Below are 24,680 nucleotides of genomic sequence, written 5' to 3'. Positions count from 1 at the left end.
AACGGCCGAACTCACCCGCCACCCCAAACCAAGGATCCCAATCAGTAATCTACCTCAAGGTCGGGTGCAGTGACTTGTTATGTTGGGTAACCCATCAGCCCCAAAAGCATCAGGATCCCCAGCCTCGTTTTGTCCAAGTGGTGCGGAATGGACCCCAACGGAAGATTTTTCTGAATCGCCAGCTCATAGAGTGTGTTGTCCTTTCATAATCGCTTGCCAATTTGGTAACCGAGCACGGCGCCTGCCACGAAACCCCAGAAACCCAAAACTAATGCACCGACGATTCCGAGTATTAATCCGCCAAGGATGCCGTGGGAAGAATCAAATTTCTTTGACGGAGATGTGGTCGATGACGGAGTACCACCAGGAGTAGCACGTCTGCCCGAATAGATAGTATTAAAAAGTGAAGAATCAAATTTCTTTGACGGAGATGTGGTCGATGACTGAGTACCACTAGGAGTAGCACGTCTGCCCGAATAGATAGTATTAAAAACTGATTCGTCAGGTTGTGAAATTGGGCGTCGAATCTGTGGAGATGGCGATACAGACGGCTTGACTCCAAGCCATTGGCGAGCTTCTTCCTCGCCTGACAATATTTGAACTTGAGACGGAAGTTCAATTGTCATCTGCAGTCTGTCCCAATACCTACCAATTACGCCAGTAACTTTGACCCACTTGTGAACGAGAGAAAGAGGATCAACTTTATCACGGTGGAACGCAGCCAGGGAAGTCGACCACAAAACAAGTGTAAAGGTTTGGTGTGGGTAAGAACCGAAGTTGAGGAATATGTAAGGTTGTCCGTGCTTAGTTTGTGCAGAATGGTAATCGGTAATCAGTCCGATTACTTCCACCCGGTCGCCGATATGTTCTGAGAGTGAGCCAGAAAGAGAAGCGTCAATGACTGGATACTGGCTGCGCCTTTGGGGAACAGTAACGGCTGGAGCGGGAGGGCGGACTGTGATCTTTGGAAAGGTGAAGTTGCCAGAAATGAACTGATCAAGAGACGGAACTTTATCAAATTCGAGCCTGCAAACGCCCCTGAATCTCTCCACAAGAGGGGCAAGTTTGGAGATTTTAGAAATGTCAATGAGAAGTGGAGATGAATCGACATCTGCAAAGTCATTTGAGCGAAATAGGATATTCTCGCTGTTGTCGTACTTGCGCCAGAGAGGGGGCGAAGCGGCGACCGCTGAAAGACCGAGATATATCACGATGGCCGAAAACCGGTCTATCGTTGAATTGTAATGAGCAGCGGTTCTTGAAGGATGCTGATAGTTAAGATGTCCGATCTCATTTGTCCTAAGGCTGGAGAGTTCGGGGAGGTAGAATCCATCATAATCAATAAGGTAGAGCTTCCCTTGCTTGACGAGAATATTACCATGCTGGAGATCCCCGTGAGCTACTTTGAGGCTTTCAAGACGTTCCACCAAATCGACAAACTCTGGAATGAGCTTAGAAATCTCTCCAGGCTTAGAGATATTGCGGTCGATGAAGGTGTTCAGAGTTTCGCCATCGAGCCACTGCATCTTTATGATGGGATGCCACTGGTTGCCAACTCTAATTCCTTCATTAAGACAAATGGCCTTTACAAAAAAACCGTCTGCACAGGATTGCAGGAACCGCCCAATAGCTTCATAGCGTCTCTGCAAATCTGGAATGGTTCTGGTGAAACAGCGGACTGCCCAATGTTGCGAATGATTTTTGAGATGAAATGTGGTTGTGAACCCTCCGGAGTAAGGCTTAGGAATTCCGAACTGATCAGTATCTGGGATGGAAACCTTTAATTCCGGATCGCTGAAAGCTGTGCTGGGGTTTTGAACTGCAGCTAAGTATTCATCGCCTCTTGGTAATCGCATAACAAATTCAGAGCCTCACTAAGAGTAAGGTGATGTCATCATTTTTCAGGCGGGTAGAACGACGCGCATCATTCGCCCACGCTTTGAATGATTCCTGAGGCGACGAATTCTCGGTAAAACCGTAGAGAATGTTCCAGGGCTTTTCATTGTTCTCATGCTCGGTGAGGAACCAACACGCGAGGGCATCTGTGGCAAGTAGCAAGAGATCGCCTGATTGCCATTCTGCAGTTTGGCGCTTGACTTTCTCCCAGAGTTGCGAATTGCGGGCCAAATTGGTGGAAAGCAAAGTCGGAGAACTTCCAAATTCGCTTGCGCTGGAAATGGGAAAAGAGAGGACAAGATCATCATTGCGGACTTGAAAGAGACAACTGTCACCGACTGCTATTGCTGACCAAGATCCCGATTCGTTTGAATCGTTTGAGTTTGAGGTGAGTTCGACGCCGAGCAGCGTTGCGAAGGCTCCAAGGCGAACCTTTTCTTCTGCAAACCAAGGCAATGGTCTACGGTTTACAAAAGTGTGCCATCGCTTCGATAATATTTCCGTGCGGGCCTGCAGAGCCTGGATGTTCGTGAAGCGTTGTTTGACAAAAGCACGAGTGAGCATCTTAGCCCAATCGGATGCAAAAGAACTCTCAGTTGCACCGTCGGCAATAGCTATTGCAAAAGTCTCCTGATCGATTATGCCATCTATTTTGGGGGCGAAAGCGTCCTCGTAATCGGCTTCTTCATTGCCAAGCTTTTGCAGCCAGAAATGGTGTAGTGAGAGTCTCATAGGTTCCAAAACTAGAGCAGATTGCTTGGACGCGTTCCAATATCCAAGAAACGAATTACCGAAACGATATCAGCGTTGAAAACAAACCCACGGCTTGCCTCCGAGATATGATATCCTTCCTGTTTTGCTGCATTCTGGATGTGTGTTGGCAGTATGCTCGACATACTGAAGAGTAAGCGGGCAAACTCATCGGGCAGTCCGCTATCGGAGTCTGGAAATTCAATAGGATTAGCCTTCTGAGAAGACAAGTGAACATTGAATAGCAAAACGTTACCATCAGAGCTCGCTAATGATTTGATTTCGTTTGCAGTATCAGAAGGGTTTCCATCTGTCGCCTCACCGTCTGTTATGTTTATCACAATGGGAGGAAAGCAGGAAGGGTGCTGGGCAATCCAGTCTTGAACGATCGTCTTGGCCTGCGTTAATGCTTGGCACATTGGAGTTCCTCCGTTAGCGACGGGATCAAACCAAATTGGGAACTTGATAGTCTGTTCCACGAGCCCGCCGGCTCCATCATCCACTTTCTTGCTACGCTCCTCGATTCGAGCCGGTGAATTTGCGATTTGGCTAATGGGTGATAAATCCTTGCCAGCGAGAGAGCCCATAAAGGCTGAACCGACTGAAGCACCATAACCAATTACGCCAACATAGTAATAGTCTCGAACTCCATCGCTCTTGGCACACTTGATGACTAAGTTTTGAAGCAGCTTGTTGATTGCATCGGAGACACCATCCGCTTTTCTTTTGTTTGGCCCACTACCACCGAACGGGTCTGACATCGATCCCGACTGGTCAATGAGGAACAAGAAACAACTCGGATTGGCTCGACTAATTTCGGCTTGATATGGCATTGCGATTTCCTTTCAGATTATTACATTATTAATTGTTGACTTGTAGAATGCAGAGCCGCACTTTCACATAACGTCTCGGCAAACAACGCCGCCGTTTTGCGAACTAGCTTCCGGTACTCGAATCGGGACAGCGCCATGGCGAAGGTGAATCCAAGAAGAAGGGCAAGCAGTCCCAGGGTTGCCGCTTGAATGCTCCCGATCTGAATTCGCGTCAGCTCGTTTTGTGCTTGGCGTCCTCTGCGACCGAGTTTGTACCCCGAGCCCGCAGCGATCACCATGCATGCAAACAGCGCGATGGCGATCAGTGCCACTGGTTGGTGATAGAGCAACTCGGTCGTCATTAAAAGCTCCCTGTCGCCTAACATGTGTTTCTGCAGCTAGATGACTGATAATCACCTAAGAAGCAGACTTTTCCATCGCCTAGTGTAATGCTGCCCTAATTTGTCTGTATAGTCAACATTTTGAGCGATAATTACCTCCAAAGGGTTTTTATCTGGCTGAATGAGCATTAACACACCTATACCTAGACCCAGAAAGCTCCTGGAGCAAGTCAGCTAGAAATCGCAGGAGCCTCGCACTGTACTCATAAAGTCAGTGTCGGGAGGAATGTGCGACTTCACTTGCCTTGTGCTATAATAACGTTGCGGGCACCAGAAACGGTTATTTAAGGCACTGGTAACGGTCGATTGGGGCTGCTGTAAACCAGCCTAGAGGTTCGGGCCTGTTTTGTTCTCTGGTAGAGCAGAGCAGGCCCAGGGCTACTAAAAGCCTACTCTGTATCGCTAAAGCGGTACAGAGTCGGGTAGTTTACTTGCCACACCTTCCGCCATAGTTTTGCCACTCATCTCCTGCAAAACGGCTACGACATCCGCACCGTCCAAGAATTGTTGGGCCACAAAGATGTCAAAACCACCATGATTTACACCCATGTGCTGAATAAAGGCGGGCGCGGGGTGAGAAGTCCATTGGATCCTTAGAAGGGGACGCTCTCTGGGGAAGGGATCCTCTTCCCCTTTACAGTACCTCAGCGATCATTGCGAATTATTACGACCTTGCCGTCATACCCTCAGCAGGGATCCGTTTCTCTGGTAGAACGGGAAACAGACAATAGGGGATCCTGCCTATCGCGTCAGCGGGACGGAGTCCTTTCCCCAGTTCACCCCATCTTTTGCATTGCACGACGGAGAGCGACCGCATGTTTACTCTGGTTAAGCCCATCACCCGCCACGTTACCCCTGCCGAGGTAGGGGATCGCCGCTTGATGAAGGTGGTGTATGTGGTGTTGGAGCCGCAATATCAGAGTGCCCTGACCGCAGCAGTGCAGCACATCAACGCCCACAACTCCAAGCTGGCGGTGGAGCTGTCCGGCTATCTGGTGGAGGAGCTGCGGGATCCCGCGGGCTATGAGGCTTTTCGGCGGGATCTGGAAACGGCCAATGTCTTTATTGGATCCCTGATTTTTATCGAAGACATTGCCCAGAAGGTGGTGCAGGCGGTAGAACCCCTGCGGGAACGGCTGGATGCGGTGGTGGTGTTTCCCTCCATGCCGGAGGTGATGCGCCTGAACAAGATGGGATCCTTTTCCATGGCGCAGCTAGGCCAGTCCAAGAGCGCCATCGCCCAGTTTATGCGCAAGCGCCAGCAGGGATCCAACTTCCAGGAGGGGATGTTGAAGCTGCTGCAGACCCTGCCCAAGGTGCTGAAGTATCTGCCCTTCGACAAGGCGCAGGATGCCCGCAACTTCATGCTCAGCTTTCAGTACTGGCTGGGGGGATCCCGCGAGAACCTGGAGAACTTTTTGCTGATGTTGGCGGATCGCTACCTGCCGGGGATGCGGGATCAGGTGCAGTTTGCCGAGCCGGTCACCTATTTGGAGATGGGCATTTGGCACCCCCTGGCACCCCAGATGTTTGCCAGCCTGTCGGAGTATTTGGACTGGTACAACGCCCGTGAGGATTTGCCGGCAGAAGTGAAGGATCCCTTGGCCCCCTGTGTGGGATTGGTGCTGCAGCGCACCCACTTGGTGACGGGGGATGATGCCCACTATGTGGCCATGGTGCAAGAGCTGGAGTCGCGCGGGGCGCGAGTGGTGCCGGTGTTTGCCGGGGGCCTGGACTTCTCCAAGCCGGTGAACGAGTTTTTCTGGAATGCCCAAAAGACCACTCCGGTTGTGGATGTGGTGGTGTCGCTGACGGGATTTGCCCTGGTGGGGGGGCCGGCGCGGCAGGATCACCCCAAGGCGGTGGAAGCGCTGCAACGGCTGAATCGCCCCTACATGGTGGCGCTGCCCTTGGTGTTTCAATCGACGGAAGAATGGGCCAGCAGCGATCTAGGGCTGCACCCGGTGCAGGTGGCTCTGCAGATTGCCATTCCCGAGCTGGACGGGGCCATTGATCCCATCATCCTCTCAGGGCGGGATGCGGCCACCGGCAAAGCTCACGCAATGCAGGATCGGATCGAGCTGATCGCGGCGCGGGCCATTAAATGGGCCAATTTGCGGCGCAAGCCCAAGCTGGAGAAGAAGATCGCCATCACCGTTTTCAGCTTCCCGCCGGACAAGGGCAATGTGGGGACAGCAGCCTACTTGGATGTATTTGCCTCTATTCACCGGGTGATGCAGGCCCTGGCCCACAACGGCTATGACCTCGGCCCCGAGCTGCCCAAAACCCCGCAGGAGCTGATGGAGTCCATCCTGCACGATCCCCAGGCCCAGTACGCCAGCCCGGAGCTGAATGTGGCCGCCAAACTGTCGGTGCGGGAGTACGAGGCGCTGACACCCTACGTGAAAGCCATCGAGCAATACTGGGGGCCAGCGCCGGGGCACCTGAATACCGATGGGCAAAATCTGCTCATCTACGGCAAGCACTTTGGCAATGTGTTCATCGGGGTGCAGCCCACCTTCGGCTATGAAGGGGATCCCATGCGGCTGCTTTTTTCCAGGTCAGCCAGCCCCCACCACGGCTTTGCTGCCTACTACACCTACCTGGAGAAAGTTTGGGGGGCGGATGCGGTGTTGCACTTTGGCACCCATGGATCCCTGGAGTTTATGCCGGGCAAGCAGATCGGCATGTCGGGCGAGTGCTATCCGGATAATCTAATTGGATCCCTGCCCAACCTGTACTACTACGCCGCCAACAACCCCAGTGAGGCCACTATTGCCAAGCGGCGGGGCTACGCCTGTACCATCAGCTACCTGACGCCGCCGGCAGAAAACGCCGGCCTCTACAAGGGGCTGCAAGAGCTGCGGGAGATGATCGGCTCCTACCAAACCCTGCGGGAGGGGGCGCGGGGCATCGCCATCGTCAACGCCATCTGCGACAAGGCGCGGCTGGTGAACCTGGACAAGGATGTGGAGTTGCCCCAGGGGGACGCCGCCCAGTTGAGCTTGGAAGAGCGGGACAGGGTGGTGGGCAAGCTCTACGCCCAGCTGATGGAGATCGAGTCGCGGCTGTTGCCCTGTGGCCTGCACGTGATCGGGGCGCCCCCCACCGCCGAAGAGGCGATTGCCACCTTGGTGAGCATTGCCAGCATTGACCGCCCCGAAGAAGGGATCCTGGGTCTGCCGCGCATTCTTGCCCAAAGCCTGGGCCGGGACATCGACGAGATCTACCGCAACCGGGATCGGGGACACCTGGCGGATACGGAGCTGCTGGATCGCATCAACAAGGCCTGCCAGAAGGCGGTGGCAGCGCTGGTGCAGGAGCAGACCGACGCCCAGGGCCGGGTCGCGCGGGTGGCCAAGCTCAACTTTTTCAACATGGGCCGGCAAGCCCCCTGGTTGGCAGTCCTAAAAGAAGCGGGCTACCCCCAGGTGGATCCGGATCTTTTGAAGCCCTTGTTTGAATTTCTGGAGGAGTGCCTCAAGCAAATTACGGCAGATTATGAGCTGGGATCCCTGCTGCGGGCCTTGGAAGGGGAGTACATTTTGCCGGGGCCAGGAGGGGATCCCATCCGCAACCCCAATGTGTTGCCGACAGGGCGCAACATCCACGCTTTGGATCCCCAGTCTATCCCCACGGCAGCCGCCATCCAGTCGGCGGAGATGGTGGTGGAACGGCTGCTGGCCCGCGAGATGAGCAGTAACGGTGGCCGGTACCCGGAAACCATCTCGGTGGTGCTCTGGGGCACCGACAACATCAAGACCTACGGGGAGTCGCTGGCGCAGGTGCTGTGTTTGCTGGGGGTGCGACCCAAACCCGATGCCCTGGGGCGGGTGAACAAGGTGGAGCTGATCCCCTTGGAGGAGCTGGGCCGTCCCCGAATCGATGTGGTGGTGAACTGCTCTGGGGTATTCCGGGATCTGTTTGTCAACCAGATGGACCTGATCGACCGGGCGGTGAAGCTGGCGGCCGCAGCGGTGGAGCCACCGGAGCTGAACTTTGTGCGCAAGCACGCCTTGCAGCAGGCAGAAGAACTGGGGCTGACGTTGGAGCAGGCGGCAACGCGGGTCTTTTCCAACGCTTCCGGATCCTACTCCGCCAACATCAACCTGGCGGTGGAAAACAGCTCCTGGGAGGACGAGAGGGAGCTGCGGGAGATGTACCTATCCCGCAAGTCCTTTGCCTTTGGCTCGAATCTGCCCAACCAGCAGATGCGGCAGCTTTTTGAAGCCAGCTTGAAGACGGTGGATGTGACCTTCCAGAACCTGGACTCCTCGGAGATCAGCCTGACCGATGTCAGCCACTACTTCGACGCGGATCCCACCAAGCTGGTGCAGAGCCTGCGCCCCGACGGCAAGGCCCCCTCTGCCTACATGGCGGATACCACCACGCCCAACGCCCAGATCCGCACCCTGAGCGAAACCATCCGTCTGGACGCCCGCACCAAGCTCCTCAACCCCAAGTGGTATGAGGGGATGCTCAAGCACGGCTACGAAGGGGTAAGGGAGATCGCCAAGCGGCTGGTCAACACCTCCGGCTGGTCAGCTACGGCAGGCGCGGTGGACAACTGGATCTACGAGGAAACCAACGAGACTTTCATCAAGGACGAGGCGATGCGGCAGCGCTTGATGAACCTCAACCCCCACTCCTTCCGGCGCATTGTCGGATCCCTGCTGGAGGTGCATGGGCGTGGCTATTGGCAGACTTCCCAGGCCAATATCGAGCGTCTGCAGGAGCTGTACCAGGAAGTGGAAGACCGAATCGAGGGGGTGGAGTAATTAATATTAATAATATTAATATGGTTGTTTCAGGTTAGCGTGAGACGTCTGGGCTACTGTTCGCGCCAGCGGGACGGAGTCCCTAGACCTTACGTGAAGTCGGCAAAAGCTGCAACCATGGCCGGATCCTTGCCCAGGGCTTCTGAAGCAGCAGTGGATCCTGCCAAGTTCGTTGATTACTCTATGAATCCAGCTAATCCTGGAAATCAAGGCAAGTGGATTGCCTTTGCAGAGCTTGGCTATGATGTCAGTACACCAGAGGGAAGAAGGGTGGGATTTGCTCACATTCTGCAACAGGTTACTGCTGCTCTGCCTTGCGCCTTAGCCGGGGATCCGTTTCCAACACCCTATGGAAGCCGCTATCGAGTCAAGATTGAAATTTTGGGCCTCAATCAGAAAAAAGGCACTTTAGTGACCGTGTGGCAGGTTGATAAGGAAAGTTTAATCCCTCGTTTGGTCACCAATTGGCTAGAGGTACACAATGATGAGTAAAACCACTTCTAGAATCAAGCCATACAGTAGAGTCAAAACTGTGGCAGATGTCAAGGAGTATTTCAGCGAGACCACTATTCCTGCTGGAACTCAGGGATCCATTGTGGAATGTTACTCAGATCCCACTGAAGGCTATGCGGTTGATTTAGCGGTTCCGGATTTGAGCTTGGTAGGAGGTTTTCGATATTTTAATCTCATTCTTTTTCCCGATCAGTTTGAAGTCATAGATCCCGAAACATGAAGTATCCAATGTTGAATGGACGTTCCCTCTACCCCACCAATCCGGCCCAGCGTAGGTAGCCCTCCACCAGTTGGGATCCGGCTAGAGCGGCTACCCCTCCGCCCATAGCCAAGTAGGGGCCGAAGGGGATGGGCTTTCCCAGGCGGGCCCGCCCCTTGGTCATGGCCAGCAAGCTAGCCAGCAGGCCAAACCCGGAACCCAAAAGAAGGGCCACCACCACCCCCTGCCACCCCAACCACATGCCGATCAGGGCCAACAGCTTGCCATCTCCCCCGCCCATAGCCTCCCGCCCCAAGACCCAACGGGCCAAGAGGCCAATGCCCTCCAGCAGCCAGAGGCCCAGCACAGCTCCTGCAATCCCTTCCACCAGTGACAGGCCTGTAGCGGCCAGGGATCCGGATCCCTGGAGCCACGGCAGAGCCAGGCGGGCCAAAAGCCCCACCACCAGGCCTGAACGGGTCAGCTCCTCCGGCAGCAAAAAGGTATCCAGATCGATGAGCGCCAGGGCCAACAGCCAGCTCAACAAGATGCAGGTGAGGATCCCTTGGGCAGAAAACCCCAAAGCGCCGATGCTGAGGGCAAACAGGCCCATTGTCAACGCCTCAACGGCAGGGTAGCGCCAGCTAATCTGCGCTCCACAATGGCGGCAGCGACCGCGCAGCAACAACCAGCCTAGGATGGGAATGTTCTCCGTGGGGCCCAGCGGCGTCTTGCAGCTTGGACAATGGGATCCGGGATGGAGCAGAGAAAGACCCTGCGGCAGGCGATAGACCACCACGTTCAAGAAGCTGCCCACACAGGCCCCCAGCACCAGTACCAGCACCCAGGCCAACAGGCGCAGCTCCCAGATTCTGTTGGCGTCGGCGCTGCTCAGCCACATCATGCTCAGCCACATCATGTGAGCGTTGTGCAGTAGGGGAGAATCTCGAGCATGGCAGCCATTCCCATCGCGTCGGCAGGACGGAGTCCCTAAAGGCAGAAAAAGGAAGGATCTGCTCTGTCAGCGTAGCTCCTTGTGCCTCACCGCAGCGGCTCCAATTGCTGCAGCGGAATAAAAGTTTCCTGGGGCAGCAGGATGGGGAACTCGGAAAAGATCAGATCCCCTCGCAGGGTACGGCGGTGGATGACTACTCCCCGCGGGGGTTGCTCCAGCACTTCCGGTCGATGCTGCAGATGAAATTGATAAATCTGGCGAGCCGCTTGAAGCAGAGCGCTGTCCATGAGCTGTTTTCCTTGCCAAATTCACAACTACCCTAACGACATTCCCATCGCGTCGGCGGGACGGAGTCTTTAGACCTTTTGGGATCCCCAAAGTTCTGTCTGCCATCCCTCAGACTTTTTTAGAACGGTTAAGGCTTCTGAAAAGCCGAGGATCCCCTGAGCCGAACACCTGCTGCTTCCCAAAAGACAAGTCACCCGCCCCCGCCAGCCTAAACTTAGGATATCGCCGCCGAGGACTTATGGGTCACCTCCGCCCACTCAATTCTCGAGGTCTGTCCAGGAATGGAGGCCATAGAGCACTCTGGAGTTGTCGGCAGCCAGCCTAAGACAGTTTGACGTCAGGGCTGGGGGAGATCAAATCTGGGCCGATGCTGTAGGAGGAGCCACGGTAACTGGGTTTGGGGTTGAGCTTGTCTTGAAAGCGGGTGATGATCTGGATGGTGCGCTGTACATCCGCCGGAAAGATCACCACCAGGTCTCCGGGTTCGGCTTTCTCCAGAGCGGTTTCGATAGCAGTTGCCTCATCCAAGATTTCCTGCAGACGATCCCCTGCCTTTTCCTGTTCCCAACCCTGCCGGATTAGGGCGGCCACCTCGCCTGGTTCCCGTCCTCGCCGGTCATCATCTTCTTTGACGATGGCCCGGTCGAACATGCGCGCTGCCAAGACTCCCAGCTCTCGTAGGTCGCTGTTGCGCCGATCCCCAGGCCCGCCGATAACCCCAATTTTTCGTTGGCAATCCCAGCGCTCCAGGGTACTTTGAATGGCTTCGTAACCTGCTGGGTTGTGGGCATAGTCCACCAACACCTGGTAGCCCCCTACATCAAACAAGTTGAGGCGACCGGGGGTCTGGGCTACAGAACTGGTGAAGGTGCCCAGCGCCATGCGGATGTCGTCGATGGAAACCCCGTGCAGGAAGGCTGCCAAAGTAGCGGCCAGCACATTTTGGATCATGAAGCTGGCCTTGCCAGAGAGGGTGAGGGGAATTTTGGTTACATCTTCTATGCGCAGTTTCCAGCCCCGTTTCAAAATGGAGATGTGGCCCTCTTCATAGACAGCTGCTATGCCCCCGGAAGCAATGTGCTTTTGAATGAGGGGATTTTCCGGGTTCATGCTGAAATAGGCCACTGTCGCCTTGACATTGGCGGCCATGGCGGCCACCAGACCATCATCGGCATTCAAGACAGCGTAGCCCCGCTCGTGTACCGCTTCCACCAAGACGGATTTGACGCGGGCCATGTCTTCTAGGGTTTCGATATCCCCCAACCCCAGGTGATCTGAGGTTACGTTGAGCACCACGCCAATATCGCATTCCGGAAACCCCAGCCCCTCTCGCAAAATGCCGCCTCGCGCCGTTTCCAGCACTGCTACTTCCACGGTGGGATCCCTGAGCACCAGGCGGGCGCTGTGGGGGCCGGTCATGTCTCCCTTGGCAATTTGATGGTTTTGGATGTAAACGCCGTCGGTGGTGGTAAAGCCGACCCGCTTGCCGATGCCTTTGAGGATGTGGGCGATCAGGCGGGTGGTGGTGGTTTTGCCGTTGGTGCCGGTGACGGCCAGGATGGGGATGCGGGTGTGGCTGCCGGGGGGAAAGAGCATGTCGATGATGGGCTCAGCCACATTGCGCGGGATCCCTTCGCTGGGGGCCAGGTGCATGCGCAAACCCGGAGAAGCGTTCACCTCGACAATGCCGCCACCGGTTTCGTTGACGGGCTGGGCAATGTCCGGGCAGATGAGGTCGATGCCCGCCACATCCAGGCCGATGATCTGAGCTGCCCGTTCGGCAATGAAGGCGTTGTAGGGATGGATGATATCGGTGCAATCGACGGCGATGCCTCCGGTGCTCAGGTTGGCGGTGGATTTGAGGGTGCAATGTTCTCCTTTGGGCAGCACCGTATCCAGGGTGTAGCCTTTGCTTTCGAGGATACGCAGGGTCATGTCATCAACGCTGATTTGGGTCAGCACGTTTTCGTGGCCAAACCCCCGCCGCGGATCCCTGTTGACTTCGTCGATCAGCTCTTGAATGGTGGAGCGGCCATCTCCCACCACATAGGCTGGGATCCGCTTGGCCACAGCCACCAGCTTGTTGTTGATCACCAGCAGTCGGTAGTCATCCCCCACCAGGTGCTTTTCCACCAACACCACATCGGAGTATTGGCTGGCGGCATCGTAGGCGATCTCGGCGGCTTCCAGGCTGGTGATGTTGACGGTGATGCCCTTGCCGTGGTTGGCGTTAAGGGGCTTGATCACCACCGGAAAGCCCCCGACATCCTCGATGGTGGCTGCCAACTCGCTGCGGCGACGCACCGTATAGCCCTTGGGCACCGGGATCCCCATGTCCTGCAGCAGTTCTTTGGTGGCCCGCTTGTCGGCGGCCAGGTCGGCGGCAATGATGCTGGTTTTTTCAGTGGTGGTGGCTTCGATGCGCTTTTGGTAGACGCCGTACCCCAGTTGCACCAGGGATCCCTTGTTGAGGCGCAGATAGGGGATCCCGCGCAGGGCGGCCTCGTCCAGCAAAGCTTGGGTGCTGGGGCCGAAGCGGACGTTCTCTCGGATCTCTCGCAACTCTTGGATGTCCAGCTCCAGGTCGCGACGGTAGTCTTCTCCGTCCACCAAAGCTTGACAGAGGTAGACTGCAGCTTTGGCCGCAAAGCGCCCGGCCTCTGCCTCTTGATACTCGAACACGACGTTGTAGGTGCCGGGGGTGGAGGTTTCGCGGGTGCGGCCAAAATCCACTTTCATGCCGGCCAGAGTCTGCAGTTCCAAGGCCACATGCTCCACCACATGGCCCATGAGGGTGCCCTCTTCCACCCGTTGCAAGAATCCCCCATAGCAGCCGCGGGAGCACTGGTGTTCCCACAGTCCCGGCAACAGGGCCTCCAACCTTTCTTTGAAACCCGGGATGGTGTTGGTGGGTCGCTCCTGCAAGTCTTCCAGATCAAGCCGCATTTGAATCAGCTTATGACGACGGATGCTCCAGTAGTTGGGGCCACTGAGAACGCGGATGGATCGGATGCGCATAGGGTCTAGGGGAAACAGCGGGGAAGGGGACAGATAACTTAGGGTCGTTTTAGGGTCGTTTTCAGGATGCCGGCGCAGGAAACTGCCAAGGACTACATCCCGCTGGCGCGACCAGCCCTAATCTACACTCCCTTTGCCAAGGTCGAGAAAGAGTATCCTCTAATACAATTCTTTCGGCAGGCGAGCAAGGTTAAGACAACGCAATGGATCCCGCTTGACCACATCGGTACAGTGGGGGGCAGACGGGTCTGCGGCACATGGAAAGAACCTATCTGCTGGGGTTGGGCTGGATCTTGGGCCTGCTGGTGCGGGCTTGGCCCCAGGCTGCCGGGTGGGGCTGGGGGATCCTGCTGGGATTGGGGCTGTCGGGATCCCTGCTGTGCCGGCGGCAACCGCGTCTGGCCCGCACTTGGCTGGCGATGGGTCTGGTGGGGTGTCTGGCTTGGAATTACCTGGGTTGGCGGCAGCCTTTTCCCGGGCCGACGGATATCAGCCTGTTGGCCCCCCAGCAGCAGATGAACTTGGTGGGCACCGTCCTCTCGGAACCTCGTCCCACCCGCAGCGAACGGCGGCAATTTTGGCTGAGAGCAGAGCAGGTGCTCAACGCCGACTCCACGGCCCGCCAGGTCAGCGGCAAGCTCTACGTCACCACCGGCCCTGAGGCCCTCCAGGACAAGGATCTCCACCCCAACCAACGGGTGCGCCTGACGGGATCCCTGTACCTTCCCAGTCCGGCCTTGAACCCGGGCAGCTTCGATTTTCAAGCCTACCTGCAGCGCCAGGGGGCTTTTGCCGGCTTCAGCGCCCGTGAGGTGATCCTGCAGCCGGGGGGAAGAGGTTGGGGGGGCTGGGTGTTGCGGCGGCGGGTGCGAGAGGCGTTCGTTGCTGGATTGGGGGAGCGGCAGGGGAATCTGTTGGCTTCCTTGGTGCTGGGATCCCGGGCCGCCCAATTGGATTTCGACTTGCAGGATGCCTTCCGGGAAATCGGCATGGCCCATGCGCTGGCCGCCTCTGGGTTCCATGTGTCGCTGTTGGTGGGGGTGGTGTTTGTCCTAACACGGCGGTTGGCGGTGCGCCTGCAGCAGGGGAGCATCCTGGCGGTGCTGGGGCTTTATACCGCCCTCACGGGGTTCAGCCCTTCGGTGTTGCGAGCGGCACTGATGGGGGCGGCGGCCATGCTGGTGCTGACGGAGCCGCGCCTGGAAGGAAAGGTGAAGCTCAATCCCCTGGGGACGCTACTGGTGGCGGCGGTTTTGCTCTTAATCTACGAGCCGCTGTGGATTACAGACCTGGGGTTTCAGCTCAGCTTTGCCGCCACCCTGGGCCTGCTGGTCGGAACAGCCCCAATTGTTTCCCGGCTGGACTTTTTGCCTCCGGCTGTGGCCACCGCCTTGGCCGTTCCGCTGGCAGCCCAGATCTGGACCTTGCCGCTGCAAGTGGCCATCTTTGGCCGCATCCCCACCTACTCGCTGCTGGCCAACCCGCTGCTGCTGATTCTGCTAGTGCCGCTGCTGGTGGCGGGGTTCGGGGTGGCGTTTGGGGCTTTGCTCTGGCCGGGGCTGGGATCCCTGCTGGCCCGGCCCTTGACGTTTTTGATCACGCCTTTAATCAACTGGGTGAACTGGATGGCCAGCTGGCCTCTGAGTTCCTACTACACCGGCCGGGTCTCCCTGCTCCAGTGCCTGCTCCTCTACGGGGCGCTGGTGGCCCTAACCTTTTGGCCGCGGTGGCGACAGGCCTTCCGCTGGCAGGGCACAGCCCTGATCATGGCCGCCATCCTCCTGGGTCCAAGGATGTGGCCGGGGCCGCCGGTCCAAATTACCGCCTTGGCCAGTGGACGAATTCCCATCCTGGCCATTCAAGCGGAAGGGCGCCACCTCTTGCTCAACAGCGGGGATCCCCGTTTGGCAGAACGCACGGTGTTGCCCTTTTTGCGGCAGCAGGGCTTGCACCGTCTGGACGGGGCGGTGGCCATGACCTCCGCCGGCTCTGCCAATGGCGGCTGGGAGATCCTGCTGTCGGCTTTCTCCAAAGGAGTACGTCCCGCCAACGCGATTGGGCAATTCTGGGATGGGGGAGGGGCTAATGCGGCTTCCGAAAGTTACCTGCGTTCCCTTAGTGCCGTGCAAGCTGCCCAGATCCCCTATCAGGTGCTGCAGCCAGGCGATCGGATGCCTTTCTCGGAGCGGCTGCGGCTGCAAGCTGTCTACACCAACCCCCTGGTGTTGACTTTAGAAACAGAGGGATCCCATTGGCTGCTGCTGGGCTCTGCCGGCACCCATGTGCAAGCCGAGCTAACCGGATCCCCGCTGATGCCGGCCCAGATCGACTGGCTGTGGTGGGACGGAGGATCCCTGATTCTGGATCTGTTGGAGCGCTTTCAGGTGCAGGCGGGCATCAGCTCTGGCCCTGTCAGCGAAGCAGTGACTGCCTGGTTTCGGCAAAAACAACGGCCCCTCTACGTAGCCGATCGAGCTGGAGCGGTGAGCTGGTCGCGACGGGGAGTGCAAACCCTGAGGGCGCAATTGGAGTAGGGCCGGTTTCCAGACCAGGCAGCTTTCTCAGCAGCCTCCCAGTTATCCTGTTTTTGCAACTACGAGCCTCAATCGTTCTCAAGCGTTAATTATTGATTCATGACTGCCTTATGAGCATAGCTGCCAATTAGGCTAAGAATAGCCTCAAGAGGTTTTGCAGCGGGTGATCCATGTCCAAGGCAGAGATGGCGCTGAGCTTTCTGGCCCAGATTCCTCCCGGCTATCTCAACCTGATGGGGTATGTGGACGAGTCGGAAGTGAATGGGCCGGGCTGCCGTGCGGTGGTGTGGGTGCAGGGCTGCTTGCGGGAGTGCCCAGGCTGTTTCAACCCGGCTTCCTGGCCGTTTGTCATCCATCAACTGGTGAGCGTGACCGACCTAGCAGCCCAAATCCTAAGCAACCCCAAAAATCAAGGGGTAACCTTCTCCGGCGGGGAACCCTTCTGGCAGGCTCCTGCCCTGGCCAGCTTGGCGCGGCTTCTCAAGGCCAAAGGGCTGACAGTGATGTCTTTTACCGGCTTTACCCTAGAACAGTTGCACTCCCCCCAAGCTCCTCCCGGCGCCCAGGAGCTGCTGCAAGAGCTGGATATTTTAGTGGACGGCCCCTATCTCCAATCTCAGGCCATTCACTCCCCCCACTCGCTGGTCTCTTCCCGCAACCAGCGGGTGCACGTCTTCAACCCCGCCTTGCAAAACCAGCTTAATTGGGCCAGTGACCAGGTGGAAATTCATATCCTCAAAGATGGAACCCGCATCGTTACCGGCTACGGCAGCCAGTTTCTCCTCGACGAGGCAGGCTCTTGAACTGCAGTGATCCTTTATCCTACACCTGCAGCGGTTCCCTGAGACAAGCGGGCAGTTGCCAGCACATCTCCAGCCAGTTTTTTAGCTCTTCCGGTTGGCCCATGAGGCTCATTTCCACCAGCAAAATGGCGGCCCGGTCGGCGGCGCCTTTGGATCCGAGACGAATTAGGGCAGACAGGCTCTCTTCCCGCCAGCAGATGGATACCCCCTGCCGGATCAAGGCCTGGGCGGCAGCGGGAATGCACGAGGGTGGCACCTGGATGTCTCGCCGCTCGTAGTCGACAGTAGGTAGCATGAACGGCAACCCAAATCTTTATTATGTTTTAATCTTCTTCCCTTTTCGCTTGTCTGTCACGGGTCTTTGCAAAGTATGAAGTAATCTTTTGTAAACTTTGTAGAGTTCTCGACATCGTTGAGAACAGTGGGCGAGCAAGCGCGGGATCTCTCGCGGGATCCCTGGAGAAAACTTAAAAGATAGCGGCGATTTCTCAGCCTCATTTCCCCACAGCCGCGAGAATGGCTGCATGCGCAGGAGATGGGGAGATGCGAGCAGAAGGTTGGGAGAGGCGGGTTGGTCGCTGGTTGCCCAAGGCCACCCTTGCCGGAGCCGTATTGATCCTAGTGGCGATGGGCAGGCCGCTGCGACTGGTGGGCAACGGAGAAAATATGGTGGTGTTCACCTGGGGAGGGGGGGTGAGCCCGATGGCTTTGCAGCCAGGTCTGCATTGGGTGCCGCCTTTTGTCTCGCGCACGGTTACCTTCGATGTAAAAACGCAGGCCCTCACCTGGAAGGACAACGACCCGACTGCCTACGCGCCGCGGCTGGTGGCCCTTTCTCAGGATGGGCAGCAGATTGCGGCTGAGGCGACGCTGCAGTTTCGCATTGTGGACGCCCCCAAGGTCTATACGCAACTGGGGGAAAATTACCTGGATCGCATCGCCCCCATCGTCCGGTCGGTCATTCTGAATGAGACCAGCGGCTTTTCCGCCCAGGCTCTGTATTCTACCGAGCGTCCGCTGCTCCAGGGCCAAATCCGCGAACGGGTGGCTCTTCTGCTGAAGGAATACGGCATCGAGGTTTTGGATTTTCTGCTGCGGGATGTGGATTTCGATCCTGATTTCGTAGCGGCCATTGAGGCAAAAACCATTGCCGAAAATCAACTGGCGCAAAAGCAATTTGAGATCGAGCAGGCCCGCCAAGATGCCCGCGCCATCATTTCTCAAGCGGAGGCAGAAGCCGGTCAATTGAGAGCCAAAGCACAGGCCCTCACCCAAAATCCGCAGTACCTAGAGGTGGTCAAAGCCGCGGTACTGGGATCCCGTCTGGAAACTTTGATCACCAAATAACTCAACAGGAAATCAATCCTTTTAGCCTGTCCCCAATTTCCTCAGCTCTTCTCACCGACCCTAAAACGGGAGCAGCCGCCATGTATCCAACAGGAGAAGCACCCCACAGCAGAGCCGGTTGGCTAACCGCGGGAGGGATCGCCGTCTTGGCGGCCCTGGGAGTGCTCCGCGCTTGCCTGTACGTCACTTTGCCCGGACATGCCACTGTAGTTTTCAATACCTTTTCCGGGTTGCAGAAGGGGCGGGTGGAACTGCCAGGGGCCATCTTCCGGATCCCAGGGATCGAGACGCCGATCACCTACACCGTGCTCACCCGCGTTTGGGAGTTTACCAACGACCCCGCCTCGGCCAATGCCATCAGCAACGCCATCACCGTGAACACTGCCGATGGGCAAGCCTTTGCCATCGATGTAGCCATTGCCCTCAAGCCCAACCTCGCCACTTTGGACGAGCTGCACGCCAACATCGGCGAGAACTATCTTTCCACGGTGGTGGTGCCGGTGGTGCGCTCCAAAATCCGGGATATCTCCGCCTCTTTCAATTCGGAAGACTTTTACCGGAAAAGCCAGCGGGCTGCCATCGAACAACGAGCGCTGGACTTGATTCGCCAAGAGATGCCCACTGTCAACCGCGATGGCCAAACCCTGCCTCTGGTGCAGGTGGAGGGCCTGTTTCTGGGCAACCCTGACTTTCCACAAGCCCTGCGAGATTCCATTGAACGCAAACAGGTAGCCTCGATTACAGCACAGACGGCGGCAGTACGGGCGCAGATCCAGGAAAAAGAGACGGAGCGACTGTTAATCCTGGCGGCGGCCAACCAGCGGGCCATCGAGCTGAAAGGACAAGCGGCAGCGCAGAACGCGCAACTGGCGGATCTGCTGTTCTACGAGAAGCTGCAAGAGCGCATCCAAAACCCGACGGGCTCGCTGCCCCCTTTGCGCATCATCCGCGTCGAGGGAGATGCCACCGTGTTTCTCAATGTGGATCCCCATCAGGCAGCCTTACAAAGAGCGCAGTAGGTTCAGCAAAGTTGCGGAGTACAGACTTAAAAGTCTGAGTATAAAGTGTGTCCAGATGTGAAGGCGAAGGGATGTCATTCGAGTTCGTTGACATCCTACCGCCAGGGGTCTGGACTGGGATCCCCTGTGGGGTTGCGCCGAATCCGGCTGAGGGGGAAAGCTCGTACTCGATGCAAGACTAGATTTTGGCCGCCATGAACTCCCGCCTGACTCACACCCCCTTTCCCCGTCTAAACCCGAAGCTGGCGGAGGCGGATCATGTTTTGGTGGTGGACGATCAGGCCAGCAGCCGCCTCTACATCGGTGAGCTGTTGCGGTCGGCCCACTTCCGCGTGAGCGAGGCCACCAACGGCGAAGAGGCTTTGGAGGCTGTGGAGCGGCTTCGGCCAGACTTGGTGCTGTTGGATGTGCTGATGCCGAACATGAGCGGGTTCGATGTCTGCCGGCAACTGAAGGCCAATGAGCTGACCCGCCTGATCCCCGTTGTGCTGATCACTGCCCTGACCGACCGCTCCAATCGCCTGATGGGGATGCAGGTGGGGGCCGACGACATTTTGACCAAGCCCTTCGATCACGTGGAGCTGCTGGCGCGGGTACGCTCATCCATCCACCAAAAGCGCTTGAACGAAGACCTGGATCACGCTGCCAGGGTGTTGTTTGCCATTGCCCGCGCTGTGGAGAGCCGGGATCCCACCACGGGTGACCATTGCGAACGCTTGGTGGCCATGGGGGAACAGTTTGGCCGTTACTTGGGGCTGTCTCGTCAACAGATCAAGGCCCTGCGCTGGGGCGGCTACCTGCACGACATCGGCAAAGTCGGGATCCCGGATGCGATTTTGTGCAAGCAGGGCAAGCATACCCCGGAAGAATGGGAGATCATGAAGTCCCACGTCTTGATTGGCGAAGACATTTGTCGGGGCTTGCGCACCATGCAGGATGTGCTGCCGATCATCCGCCACCACCACGAGCGTTGGGATGGCAGCGGCTACCCGGATGGGCTGGCAGGCGAAGAGATTCCCCTGTTGGCCCGCGTCTTTCAGGTGATCGACATTTTCGACGCTCTGACCTCTCCTCGCCCCTACAAACCCGCCTTGACTGCCGAACAGGCCATAGGAGTGCTGCGGGAGGAAACCCGCAAGGGCTGGCGGGATCCGAACTTGGTGCGCGAGTTTTGTGACTTTATGTTTGTTACGGCCTTTAATTTGGTGGAGGCGGGATAGGGTCTGGAGGGCCGGGCCAGTCTGGAGAGGCGGCTTTTGGGGTTTGAGCGGCAACGATTACCCCGGCTACACGGATCCCGGCAGCGGCCAATACCTGCTGGGCGGCTTGCACAGTAGAGCCGGTGGTGTAGATGTCGTCCACCAGAAGAACCGGTGTGGCCGGAACTTGTTTCAGGGCAAAGGCCCCGGCCAAGTTGTGCTGTCGTTGCAGCGGGTTGAGCTCATGTTGAGCCGCTGTGGCCCGCACCCGCACCAGAGCCTCAGGCCAATGTCTCAGACCTGTCCGCTGGCAAAAGGCTTGGCTGATCAAGGCGGCTTGGTTGTAGCCCCGTTGCCGCAGGCGCTCCGCATGAAGCGGGATGGGCACCACCGTATAGTCCAAGCCATAGGCCCTACGGAAGCCTGAAGACGGCTGTCGGCTTTCCACCCAGCGGGATCCCAGCCATTCTCCCAAAACCGAGCCAATGCGCCGTTGTCCTTCGTACTTCAGGCAGTAGATGGCCCTGCGCAGCGCCCCCCGGTGGATCCCCCAGGCGTAAAGTGGCCAAGGCGAGGTGGTGACTGGCCAAGTGGCAAGGCGCTCCGCCTGCAACCGCCTTTGACAGTCTTGACAGAACACGGCCTTGGCAGGGCGCCGGCAAAGCGGACATGGAGGCACAATCCACCAATCTAACCAGCCCATCGTCTGCTAGGGATCCTTTCTGGTGTGCAGAGTCTCCTAAAAAGCTGAGGCAAGGGGGGAACGAGGCCGAAATTCAGACTCGGCCAGGCTAACAGCCCAGCAGTCCATCCCCAAGTTGACGCTGGGATCCCGCCTTGCTAGGATTCAATATCGCCGGATAATTCAACCGGATAATTTAAAATTTAAGCCGTGACCTTCTCTGCCAGCCCATGCCCACCATTCAGCAACTGATCCGTGAGGAGCGCAGCGTTGCCGCTCGCAAAACCAAGTCCCCTGCCCTGAAGGCTTGTCCACAGCGGCGGGGGGTTTGCACCCGAGTGTACACGACAACGCCCAAAAAGCCCAACTCGGCCCTGAGAAAAGTGGCTCGCGTTCGCCTCACTTCCGGCTTTGAGGTCACTGCCTACATTCCTGGCATCGGCCACAACCTGCAGGAGCACTCTGTGGTCATGATTCGCGGTGGGCGGGTTAAGGATCTGCCCGGCGTGCGTTACCACATTATCCGGGGCACCCTCGACGCTGCAGGGGTCAAAGACCGCAAACAAGGCCGCTCCAAATACGGGGCGAAACGGCCCAAGCCGGGCCAAGCTCCAGCCGCCGCTGGCAAGAAAAAATAGCTTTGCCCTCACCCTCAACCCTCCATATCCCACTCGTCATCTTTCTTTCTGCCATCCCCATCTGAACAAGCAACCCAGCTCCTATGTCTCGCCGCAACCGTGCCCCTCGTCGTGATGTGCCCCCGGATCCCAAGTATGGGAGCCGTCTGGTTACCATGCTGATCCGCAAGTTGATGATGAGGGGTAAGGCATCCCTGGCTGCCAGGATCCTCTATGAAGCTCTGGACATTGTGCGGGAGCGCACTGGCCAAGACCCACTGCCCTTGCTGGAAAATGCTGTTCGCAACGCCACCCCACTGGTGGAGGTGAAAGCCCGCCGGGTGGGCGGAGCCACTTATCAGGTGCCTGTGGAGGTGAGAGGAGAACGGGGCACTTCCCTAGCGCTGCGCTGGTTGGTGACCTTTTCGCGCACTCGTCCAGGTCGCACCATGGCCGCCAAGTTGGCCAATGAGCTGATCGATGCAGCCAACGAAACCGGCAGCGCCATTCGACGGCGGGAAGAGGTGCATCGCATGGCCGAGGCCAACAAGGCCTTTGCCCACTACCGCTACTGAACTAGCCTGGCGGAGCAGTGGAGACTTTTGGGATCCCTGTTCTGCCCAGCCCGAGTTCCAGCGAGGTGGAGAAAAATCGGCAAAAAAGATTAGAATTGTAAAGGATTTTTTAGTTTGCCCAAGTCGCAGGGCGACGAGGATTGGGAGGTTGACGTGGCACGCACAGTTCCCCTAGAACGAGTCCGAAACATCGGCATCGCGGCTCACATCGATGCTGGCAAGACCACGACCACAGAGCGGATTCTCTTCTACTCCGGTCTGGTGCACAAAATTGGCGAAGTTCACGACGGAACTGCGGTCACCGATTGGATGGCCCAGGAGCGGGAGCGGGGCATCACCATCACCGCTGCGGCCATCACCACCCGTTGGACTAAGCGGGATCCCGCAAATCCTTCCCAGCCCCTCTCCGGCGCACCGGAGTACACCATCAACATCATCGATACTCCTGGGCACGTCGATTTCACCATTGAAGTTGAGCGCTCCATGCGGGTGCTGGATGGGGTGATCGCCGTCTTTGACTCGGTGGGCGGCGTGCAGCCTCAGTCTGAGACCGTCTGGCGGCAAGCCAATCGTTACAATGTGCCCCGCATTGCCTTCGTCAACAAAATGGATCGCATGGGGGCCAATTTCCTCAAGGTTTACAACCAGATCCGGGAGCGCCTCAAGGCCAATGCTGTGCCCATCCAACTGCCCATCGGTGCCGAAGACGGGTTTTGCGGCATTGTTGACTTGGTGCGGATGCAAGCCCGCATTTATATGGATGAGATCGGCAAAGATATTCGTCCGGCCCCCATCCCTGAGGAGATGAAAGATCTCGTGGCAGAGTATCGGGCCAAGCTGGTGGAAGCAGTGGCCGAGACGGACGAAGCTCTGATGGAAAAGTACTTCGCCGAAGAAGATCTGAGCGAAGCCGACTTGATGGCGGGTCTGCGCAAAGGCACGATCAGCGGCCAAATTGTGCCCATGCTGTGTGGCTCTGCCTTCAAGAACAAGGGAGTCCAGATGCTGCTGGATGCGGTGGTGGATTACCTGCCCTCGCCTGTGGATATTCCGGCCATCAAGGGGGTGCTGCCAGATGGCTCAGAAGTGTCCCGCCGTGCCAGCGACGATGAGCCCTTCTCCGCCCTGGCCTTCAAGTTGATGAGTGATAAGTACGGGGATCTCACCTTTATTCGCGTCTACTCGGGGGTGTTGACCAAAGGTACTTATGTGCTCAACTCCACCAAGAACAAGAAGGAGCGAATTTCGCGGTTGGTGGTGCTGAAGGCCGATGAACGCTTGGACGTGGATGAGCTGCGGGCAGGAGATCTGGGAGCTGTGGTGGGCCTCAAGGACACCACTACCGGGGACACCCTCTGCGACGAAAATGCGCCGGTGATCCTAGAGTCACTGTTCATCCCAGAGCCGGTGATCTCGGTGGCTGTAGAACCCAAAACCAAAGCCGATATCGATAAGCTCTCCAAGGCCCTACAGGCCCTGGCCAAGGAGGATCCCACCTTCCGCGTGTCTGTGGATCCCGAGACCAATCAAACCATTATCTCTGGGATGGGCGAGCTGCACCTGGAGATCTTGGTGGATCGGATGCTGCGGGAGTTCAACGTAGAAGCCAATGTTGGCAACCCACAGGTGGCCTACCGCGAAACCATTCGCAAGCCGGTCAGCCGCGTGGAAGGCAAGTTTGTTCGCCAGAGCGGTGGCCGTGGCCAGTACGGCCATGTGGTGATCGACCTAGAGCCGGCGGAGCCGGGTACAGGGTTTGAGTTCGTTTCCAAAATTGTGGGTGGCGTTGTGCCCAAGGAATACATTGGGCCAGCCGAGCAAGGGATCCGGGAAGCCTGCGAATCCGGTGTGCTGGCGGGCTATCCCTTGATCGACATCCGCGCCACTCTGGTGGATGGCTCCTACCACGAGGTGGACTCCAGCGAAATGGCCTTCAAGATCGCCGGTTCGATGGCTCTGAAGGAGGCCGCTCGCAGGGCAAGCCCTACCCTGCTGGAGCCGATGATGAAGGTCGAGGTGGAAGTCCCTGAAGCCTTTGTGGGGGATGTCATCGGGGACATCAACGCCCGCCGCGGCCAGATGGAGGGGATGAATACAGAAGGCGGCATTACCAAAGTCAATGCCAAGGTTCCGTTGGCGGAGATGTTTGGCTATGCCACCGACATTCGCTCCAAAACCCAGGGTCGAGGCACCTTCACGATGGAGTTCAGCCACTACGAGGAAGTTCCTCGCAGTATCGCCGAAGCCATCATTGCCAAAAACAAAGGAAATGAGTAGCTGACTGAAACCAAAAA

The 24,680-nt window shown here is 57.4% G+C and carries 19 protein-coding genes and 1 pseudogene; 11 read left to right on the top strand and 9 right to left on the bottom strand.

Annotated elements, in window-relative coordinates; translation table 11 throughout:
- Positions 1 to 203: 203 nt before the first annotated feature.
- Genes ACVWZG_RS06430 through ACVWZG_RS06415 form a run of 4 tightly spaced genes read right to left on the bottom strand, consistent with a single transcriptional unit; the run spans position 204 to position 3,820 of the window.
- Positions 204 to 1,856: a hypothetical protein gene (locus ACVWZG_RS06430; RefSeq protein ID WP_457405721.1), complete on the bottom strand. Its 1,653-nt coding sequence runs from the start codon at positions 1,854 to 1,856 to the stop codon at positions 204 to 206.
- Positions 1,857 to 1,863: 7 nt separating this feature from the next.
- On the bottom strand, positions 1,864 to 2,628 hold the full coding sequence (locus ACVWZG_RS06425; RefSeq protein WP_457405718.1) for a protein phosphatase 2C domain-containing protein: 765 nt from the start codon (positions 2,626 to 2,628) through the stop codon (positions 1,864 to 1,866).
- 11 nt (positions 2,629 to 2,639) lie between these two features.
- Positions 2,640 to 3,479 carry a VWA domain-containing protein gene (locus ACVWZG_RS06420; RefSeq protein WP_457405716.1) on the bottom strand — a complete coding sequence of 280 codons (840 nt, stop codon included), beginning with the start codon at positions 3,477 to 3,479 and terminating at the stop codon, positions 2,640 to 2,642.
- 20 nt (positions 3,480 to 3,499) lie between these two features.
- The gene (locus ACVWZG_RS06415) at positions 3,500 to 3,820 is read right to left on the bottom strand and encodes a hypothetical protein (protein WP_457405714.1); all 321 of its coding nucleotides are present in this window, start codon (positions 3,818 to 3,820) and stop codon (positions 3,500 to 3,502) included.
- Between the two features lie 468 nt (positions 3,821 to 4,288).
- On the opposite strand from ACVWZG_RS06415, the pseudogene ACVWZG_RS06410 reads away from it, so the two are divergent.
- From ACVWZG_RS06410 to ACVWZG_RS06400, 3 genes and pseudogenes are all read left to right on the top strand, one after another.
- Positions 4,289 to 4,456 (top strand): annotated as a pseudogene (locus tag ACVWZG_RS06410) (tyrosine-type recombinase/integrase); the annotation flags it as partial.
- Positions 4,457 to 4,674: 218 nt separating this feature from the next.
- Positions 4,675 to 8,637, top strand: a complete 3,963-nt coding sequence (locus ACVWZG_RS06405; RefSeq protein ID WP_457405713.1) for a magnesium chelatase subunit H — start codon at positions 4,675 to 4,677, stop codon at positions 8,635 to 8,637.
- 117 nt (positions 8,638 to 8,754) lie between these two features.
- The gene (locus ACVWZG_RS06400) at positions 8,755 to 9,129 is read left to right on the top strand and encodes a DUF6883 domain-containing protein (protein WP_414330567.1); all 375 of its coding nucleotides are present in this window, start codon (positions 8,755 to 8,757) and stop codon (positions 9,127 to 9,129) included.
- Between the two features lie 269 nt (positions 9,130 to 9,398).
- On the opposite strand, the gene ACVWZG_RS06395 is transcribed toward ACVWZG_RS06400, so the two are convergent.
- From ACVWZG_RS06395 to cphA, 3 genes are all read right to left on the bottom strand, one after another.
- Complete coding sequence (locus ACVWZG_RS06395) at positions 9,399 to 10,265, bottom strand: prepilin peptidase (RefSeq protein WP_457405782.1); 867 nt, start codon at positions 10,263 to 10,265, stop codon at positions 9,399 to 9,401.
- Positions 10,266 to 10,390: 125 nt separating this feature from the next.
- Complete coding sequence (locus ACVWZG_RS06390) at positions 10,391 to 10,591, bottom strand: hypothetical protein (protein ID WP_414330572.1); 201 nt, start codon at positions 10,589 to 10,591, stop codon at positions 10,391 to 10,393.
- 322 nt (positions 10,592 to 10,913) lie between these two features.
- On the bottom strand, positions 10,914 to 13,610 hold the full coding sequence (gene cphA / locus ACVWZG_RS06385; RefSeq protein ID WP_011432546.1) for a cyanophycin synthetase: 2,697 nt from the start codon (positions 13,608 to 13,610) through the stop codon (positions 10,914 to 10,916).
- A gap of 257 nt (positions 13,611 to 13,867) precedes the next feature.
- On the opposite strand from cphA, the gene ACVWZG_RS06380 reads away from it, so the two are divergent.
- Together ACVWZG_RS06380 and ACVWZG_RS06375 are read left to right on the top strand one after the other, a co-directional pair.
- Positions 13,868 to 16,144: a ComEC/Rec2 family competence protein gene (locus ACVWZG_RS06380; RefSeq protein ID WP_457405711.1), complete on the top strand. Its 2,277-nt coding sequence runs from the start codon at positions 13,868 to 13,870 to the stop codon at positions 16,142 to 16,144.
- 170 nt (positions 16,145 to 16,314) lie between these two features.
- Positions 16,315 to 16,947, top strand: coding sequence for a 4Fe-4S single cluster domain-containing protein (locus ACVWZG_RS06375; RefSeq protein WP_414330282.1), 633 nt, complete (start codon positions 16,315 to 16,317; stop codon positions 16,945 to 16,947).
- A 19-nt stretch (positions 16,948 to 16,966) separates the two neighbouring features.
- On the opposite strand, the gene ACVWZG_RS06370 is transcribed toward ACVWZG_RS06375, so the two are convergent.
- On the bottom strand, positions 16,967 to 17,242 hold the full coding sequence (locus ACVWZG_RS06370) for a hypothetical protein (protein WP_414330279.1): 276 nt from the start codon (positions 17,240 to 17,242) through the stop codon (positions 16,967 to 16,969).
- Positions 17,243 to 17,490: 248 nt separating this feature from the next.
- Here ACVWZG_RS06370 and ACVWZG_RS06365 point away from each other — a divergent pair, with 248 nt between their 5' ends.
- The 3 genes from ACVWZG_RS06365 (at position 17,491) to ACVWZG_RS06355 (ending at position 20,533) form a co-directional block, all read left to right on the top strand.
- On the top strand, positions 17,491 to 18,294 hold the full coding sequence (locus ACVWZG_RS06365; RefSeq protein WP_414413669.1) for a prohibitin family protein: 804 nt from the start codon (positions 17,491 to 17,493) through the stop codon (positions 18,292 to 18,294).
- A gap of 80 nt (positions 18,295 to 18,374) precedes the next feature.
- Positions 18,375 to 19,313, top strand: a complete 939-nt coding sequence (locus ACVWZG_RS06360; protein WP_457405709.1) for a prohibitin family protein — start codon at positions 18,375 to 18,377, stop codon at positions 19,311 to 19,313.
- 194 nt (positions 19,314 to 19,507) lie between these two features.
- A complete protein-coding gene (locus ACVWZG_RS06355) occupies positions 19,508 to 20,533 on the top strand; it encodes an HD-GYP domain-containing protein (protein WP_414356403.1) in 1,026 nt (341 codons plus the stop codon).
- Here ACVWZG_RS06355 and ACVWZG_RS06350 read toward each other — a convergent pair.
- Complete coding sequence (locus tag ACVWZG_RS06350; RefSeq protein ID WP_457405707.1) at positions 20,511 to 21,215, bottom strand: ComF family protein; 705 nt, start codon at positions 21,213 to 21,215, stop codon at positions 20,511 to 20,513. The two genes, ACVWZG_RS06355 and ACVWZG_RS06350, sit on opposite strands and share 23 nt — an antisense overlap.
- 209 nt (positions 21,216 to 21,424) lie before the next feature.
- Here ACVWZG_RS06350 and rpsL point away from each other — a divergent pair, with 209 nt between their 5' ends.
- The 3 genes from rpsL to fusA all read left to right on the top strand — a co-directional run bounded on the left by rpsL (position 21,425) and on the right by fusA (position 24,663).
- Positions 21,425 to 21,832, top strand: a complete 408-nt coding sequence (rpsL, locus tag ACVWZG_RS06345) for a 30S ribosomal protein S12 (RefSeq protein WP_011432553.1) — start codon at positions 21,425 to 21,427, stop codon at positions 21,830 to 21,832.
- Positions 21,833 to 21,915: 83 nt separating this feature from the next.
- Positions 21,916 to 22,386, top strand: a complete 471-nt coding sequence (gene rpsG, locus ACVWZG_RS06340; protein ID WP_011432554.1) for a 30S ribosomal protein S7 — start codon at positions 21,916 to 21,918, stop codon at positions 22,384 to 22,386.
- Positions 22,387 to 22,539: 153 nt separating this feature from the next.
- Complete coding sequence (gene fusA / locus ACVWZG_RS06335) at positions 22,540 to 24,663, top strand: elongation factor G (protein WP_011432555.1); 2,124 nt, start codon at positions 22,540 to 22,542, stop codon at positions 24,661 to 24,663.
- The last annotated feature ends 17 nt before the right edge of the window (positions 24,664 to 24,680 follow it).

The sequence above is a fragment of the Thermostichus sp. OS-CIW-33 genome, from assembly GCF_054059615.1.
The sequence above is the reverse complement of the archived record's forward strand: the minus strand, read 5'-3'. Positions and strand labels throughout refer to the sequence as shown.

Excerpts from the sequence above, each read along its gene's own strand:
- ACVWZG_RS06415 (WP_457405714.1), bottom strand. The coding sequence starts at position 3,820 with ATGACGACCGAGTTGCTCTATCACCAACCAGTGGCACTGATCGCCATC.
- ACVWZG_RS06400 (WP_414330567.1), top strand. The coding sequence starts at position 8,755 with ATGGCCGGATCCTTGCCCAGGGCTTCTGAAGCAGCAGTGGATCCTGCC.
- cphA (WP_011432546.1), bottom strand. The coding sequence starts at position 13,610 with ATGCGCATCCGATCCATCCGCGTTCTCAGTGGCCCCAACTACTGGAGC.
- ACVWZG_RS06380 (WP_457405711.1), top strand. The coding sequence starts at position 13,868 with ATGGAAAGAACCTATCTGCTGGGGTTGGGCTGGATCTTGGGCCTGCTG.
- ACVWZG_RS06395 (WP_457405782.1), bottom strand. The coding sequence starts at position 10,265 with ATGTGGCTGAGCATGATGTGGCTGAGCAGCGCCGACGCCAACAGAATC.
- ACVWZG_RS06420 (WP_457405716.1), bottom strand. The coding sequence starts at position 3,479 with ATGCCATATCAAGCCGAAATTAGTCGAGCCAATCCGAGTTGTTTCTTG.
- ACVWZG_RS06360 (WP_457405709.1), top strand. The coding sequence starts at position 18,375 with ATGTATCCAACAGGAGAAGCACCCCACAGCAGAGCCGGTTGGCTAACC.
- ACVWZG_RS06365 (WP_414413669.1), top strand. The coding sequence starts at position 17,491 with ATGCGAGCAGAAGGTTGGGAGAGGCGGGTTGGTCGCTGGTTGCCCAAG.
- ACVWZG_RS06350 (WP_457405707.1), bottom strand. The coding sequence starts at position 21,215 with ATGGGCTGGTTAGATTGGTGGATTGTGCCTCCATGTCCGCTTTGCCGG.
- ACVWZG_RS06370 (WP_414330279.1), bottom strand. The coding sequence starts at position 17,242 with ATGCTACCTACTGTCGACTACGAGCGGCGAGACATCCAGGTGCCACCC.
- ACVWZG_RS06430 (WP_457405721.1), bottom strand. The coding sequence starts at position 1,856 with ATGCGATTACCAAGAGGCGATGAATACTTAGCTGCAGTTCAAAACCCC.
- ACVWZG_RS06390 (WP_414330572.1), bottom strand. The coding sequence starts at position 10,591 with ATGGACAGCGCTCTGCTTCAAGCGGCTCGCCAGATTTATCAATTTCAT.
- rpsL (WP_011432553.1), top strand. The coding sequence starts at position 21,425 with ATGCCCACCATTCAGCAACTGATCCGTGAGGAGCGCAGCGTTGCCGCT.
- ACVWZG_RS06425 (WP_457405718.1), bottom strand. The coding sequence starts at position 2,628 with ATGAGACTCTCACTACACCATTTCTGGCTGCAAAAGCTTGGCAATGAA.
- rpsG (WP_011432554.1), top strand. The coding sequence starts at position 21,916 with ATGTCTCGCCGCAACCGTGCCCCTCGTCGTGATGTGCCCCCGGATCCC.
- ACVWZG_RS06355 (WP_414356403.1), top strand. The coding sequence starts at position 19,508 with ATGAACTCCCGCCTGACTCACACCCCCTTTCCCCGTCTAAACCCGAAG.
- ACVWZG_RS06375 (WP_414330282.1), top strand. The coding sequence starts at position 16,315 with ATGTCCAAGGCAGAGATGGCGCTGAGCTTTCTGGCCCAGATTCCTCCC.
- ACVWZG_RS06405 (WP_457405713.1), top strand. The coding sequence starts at position 4,675 with ATGTTTACTCTGGTTAAGCCCATCACCCGCCACGTTACCCCTGCCGAG.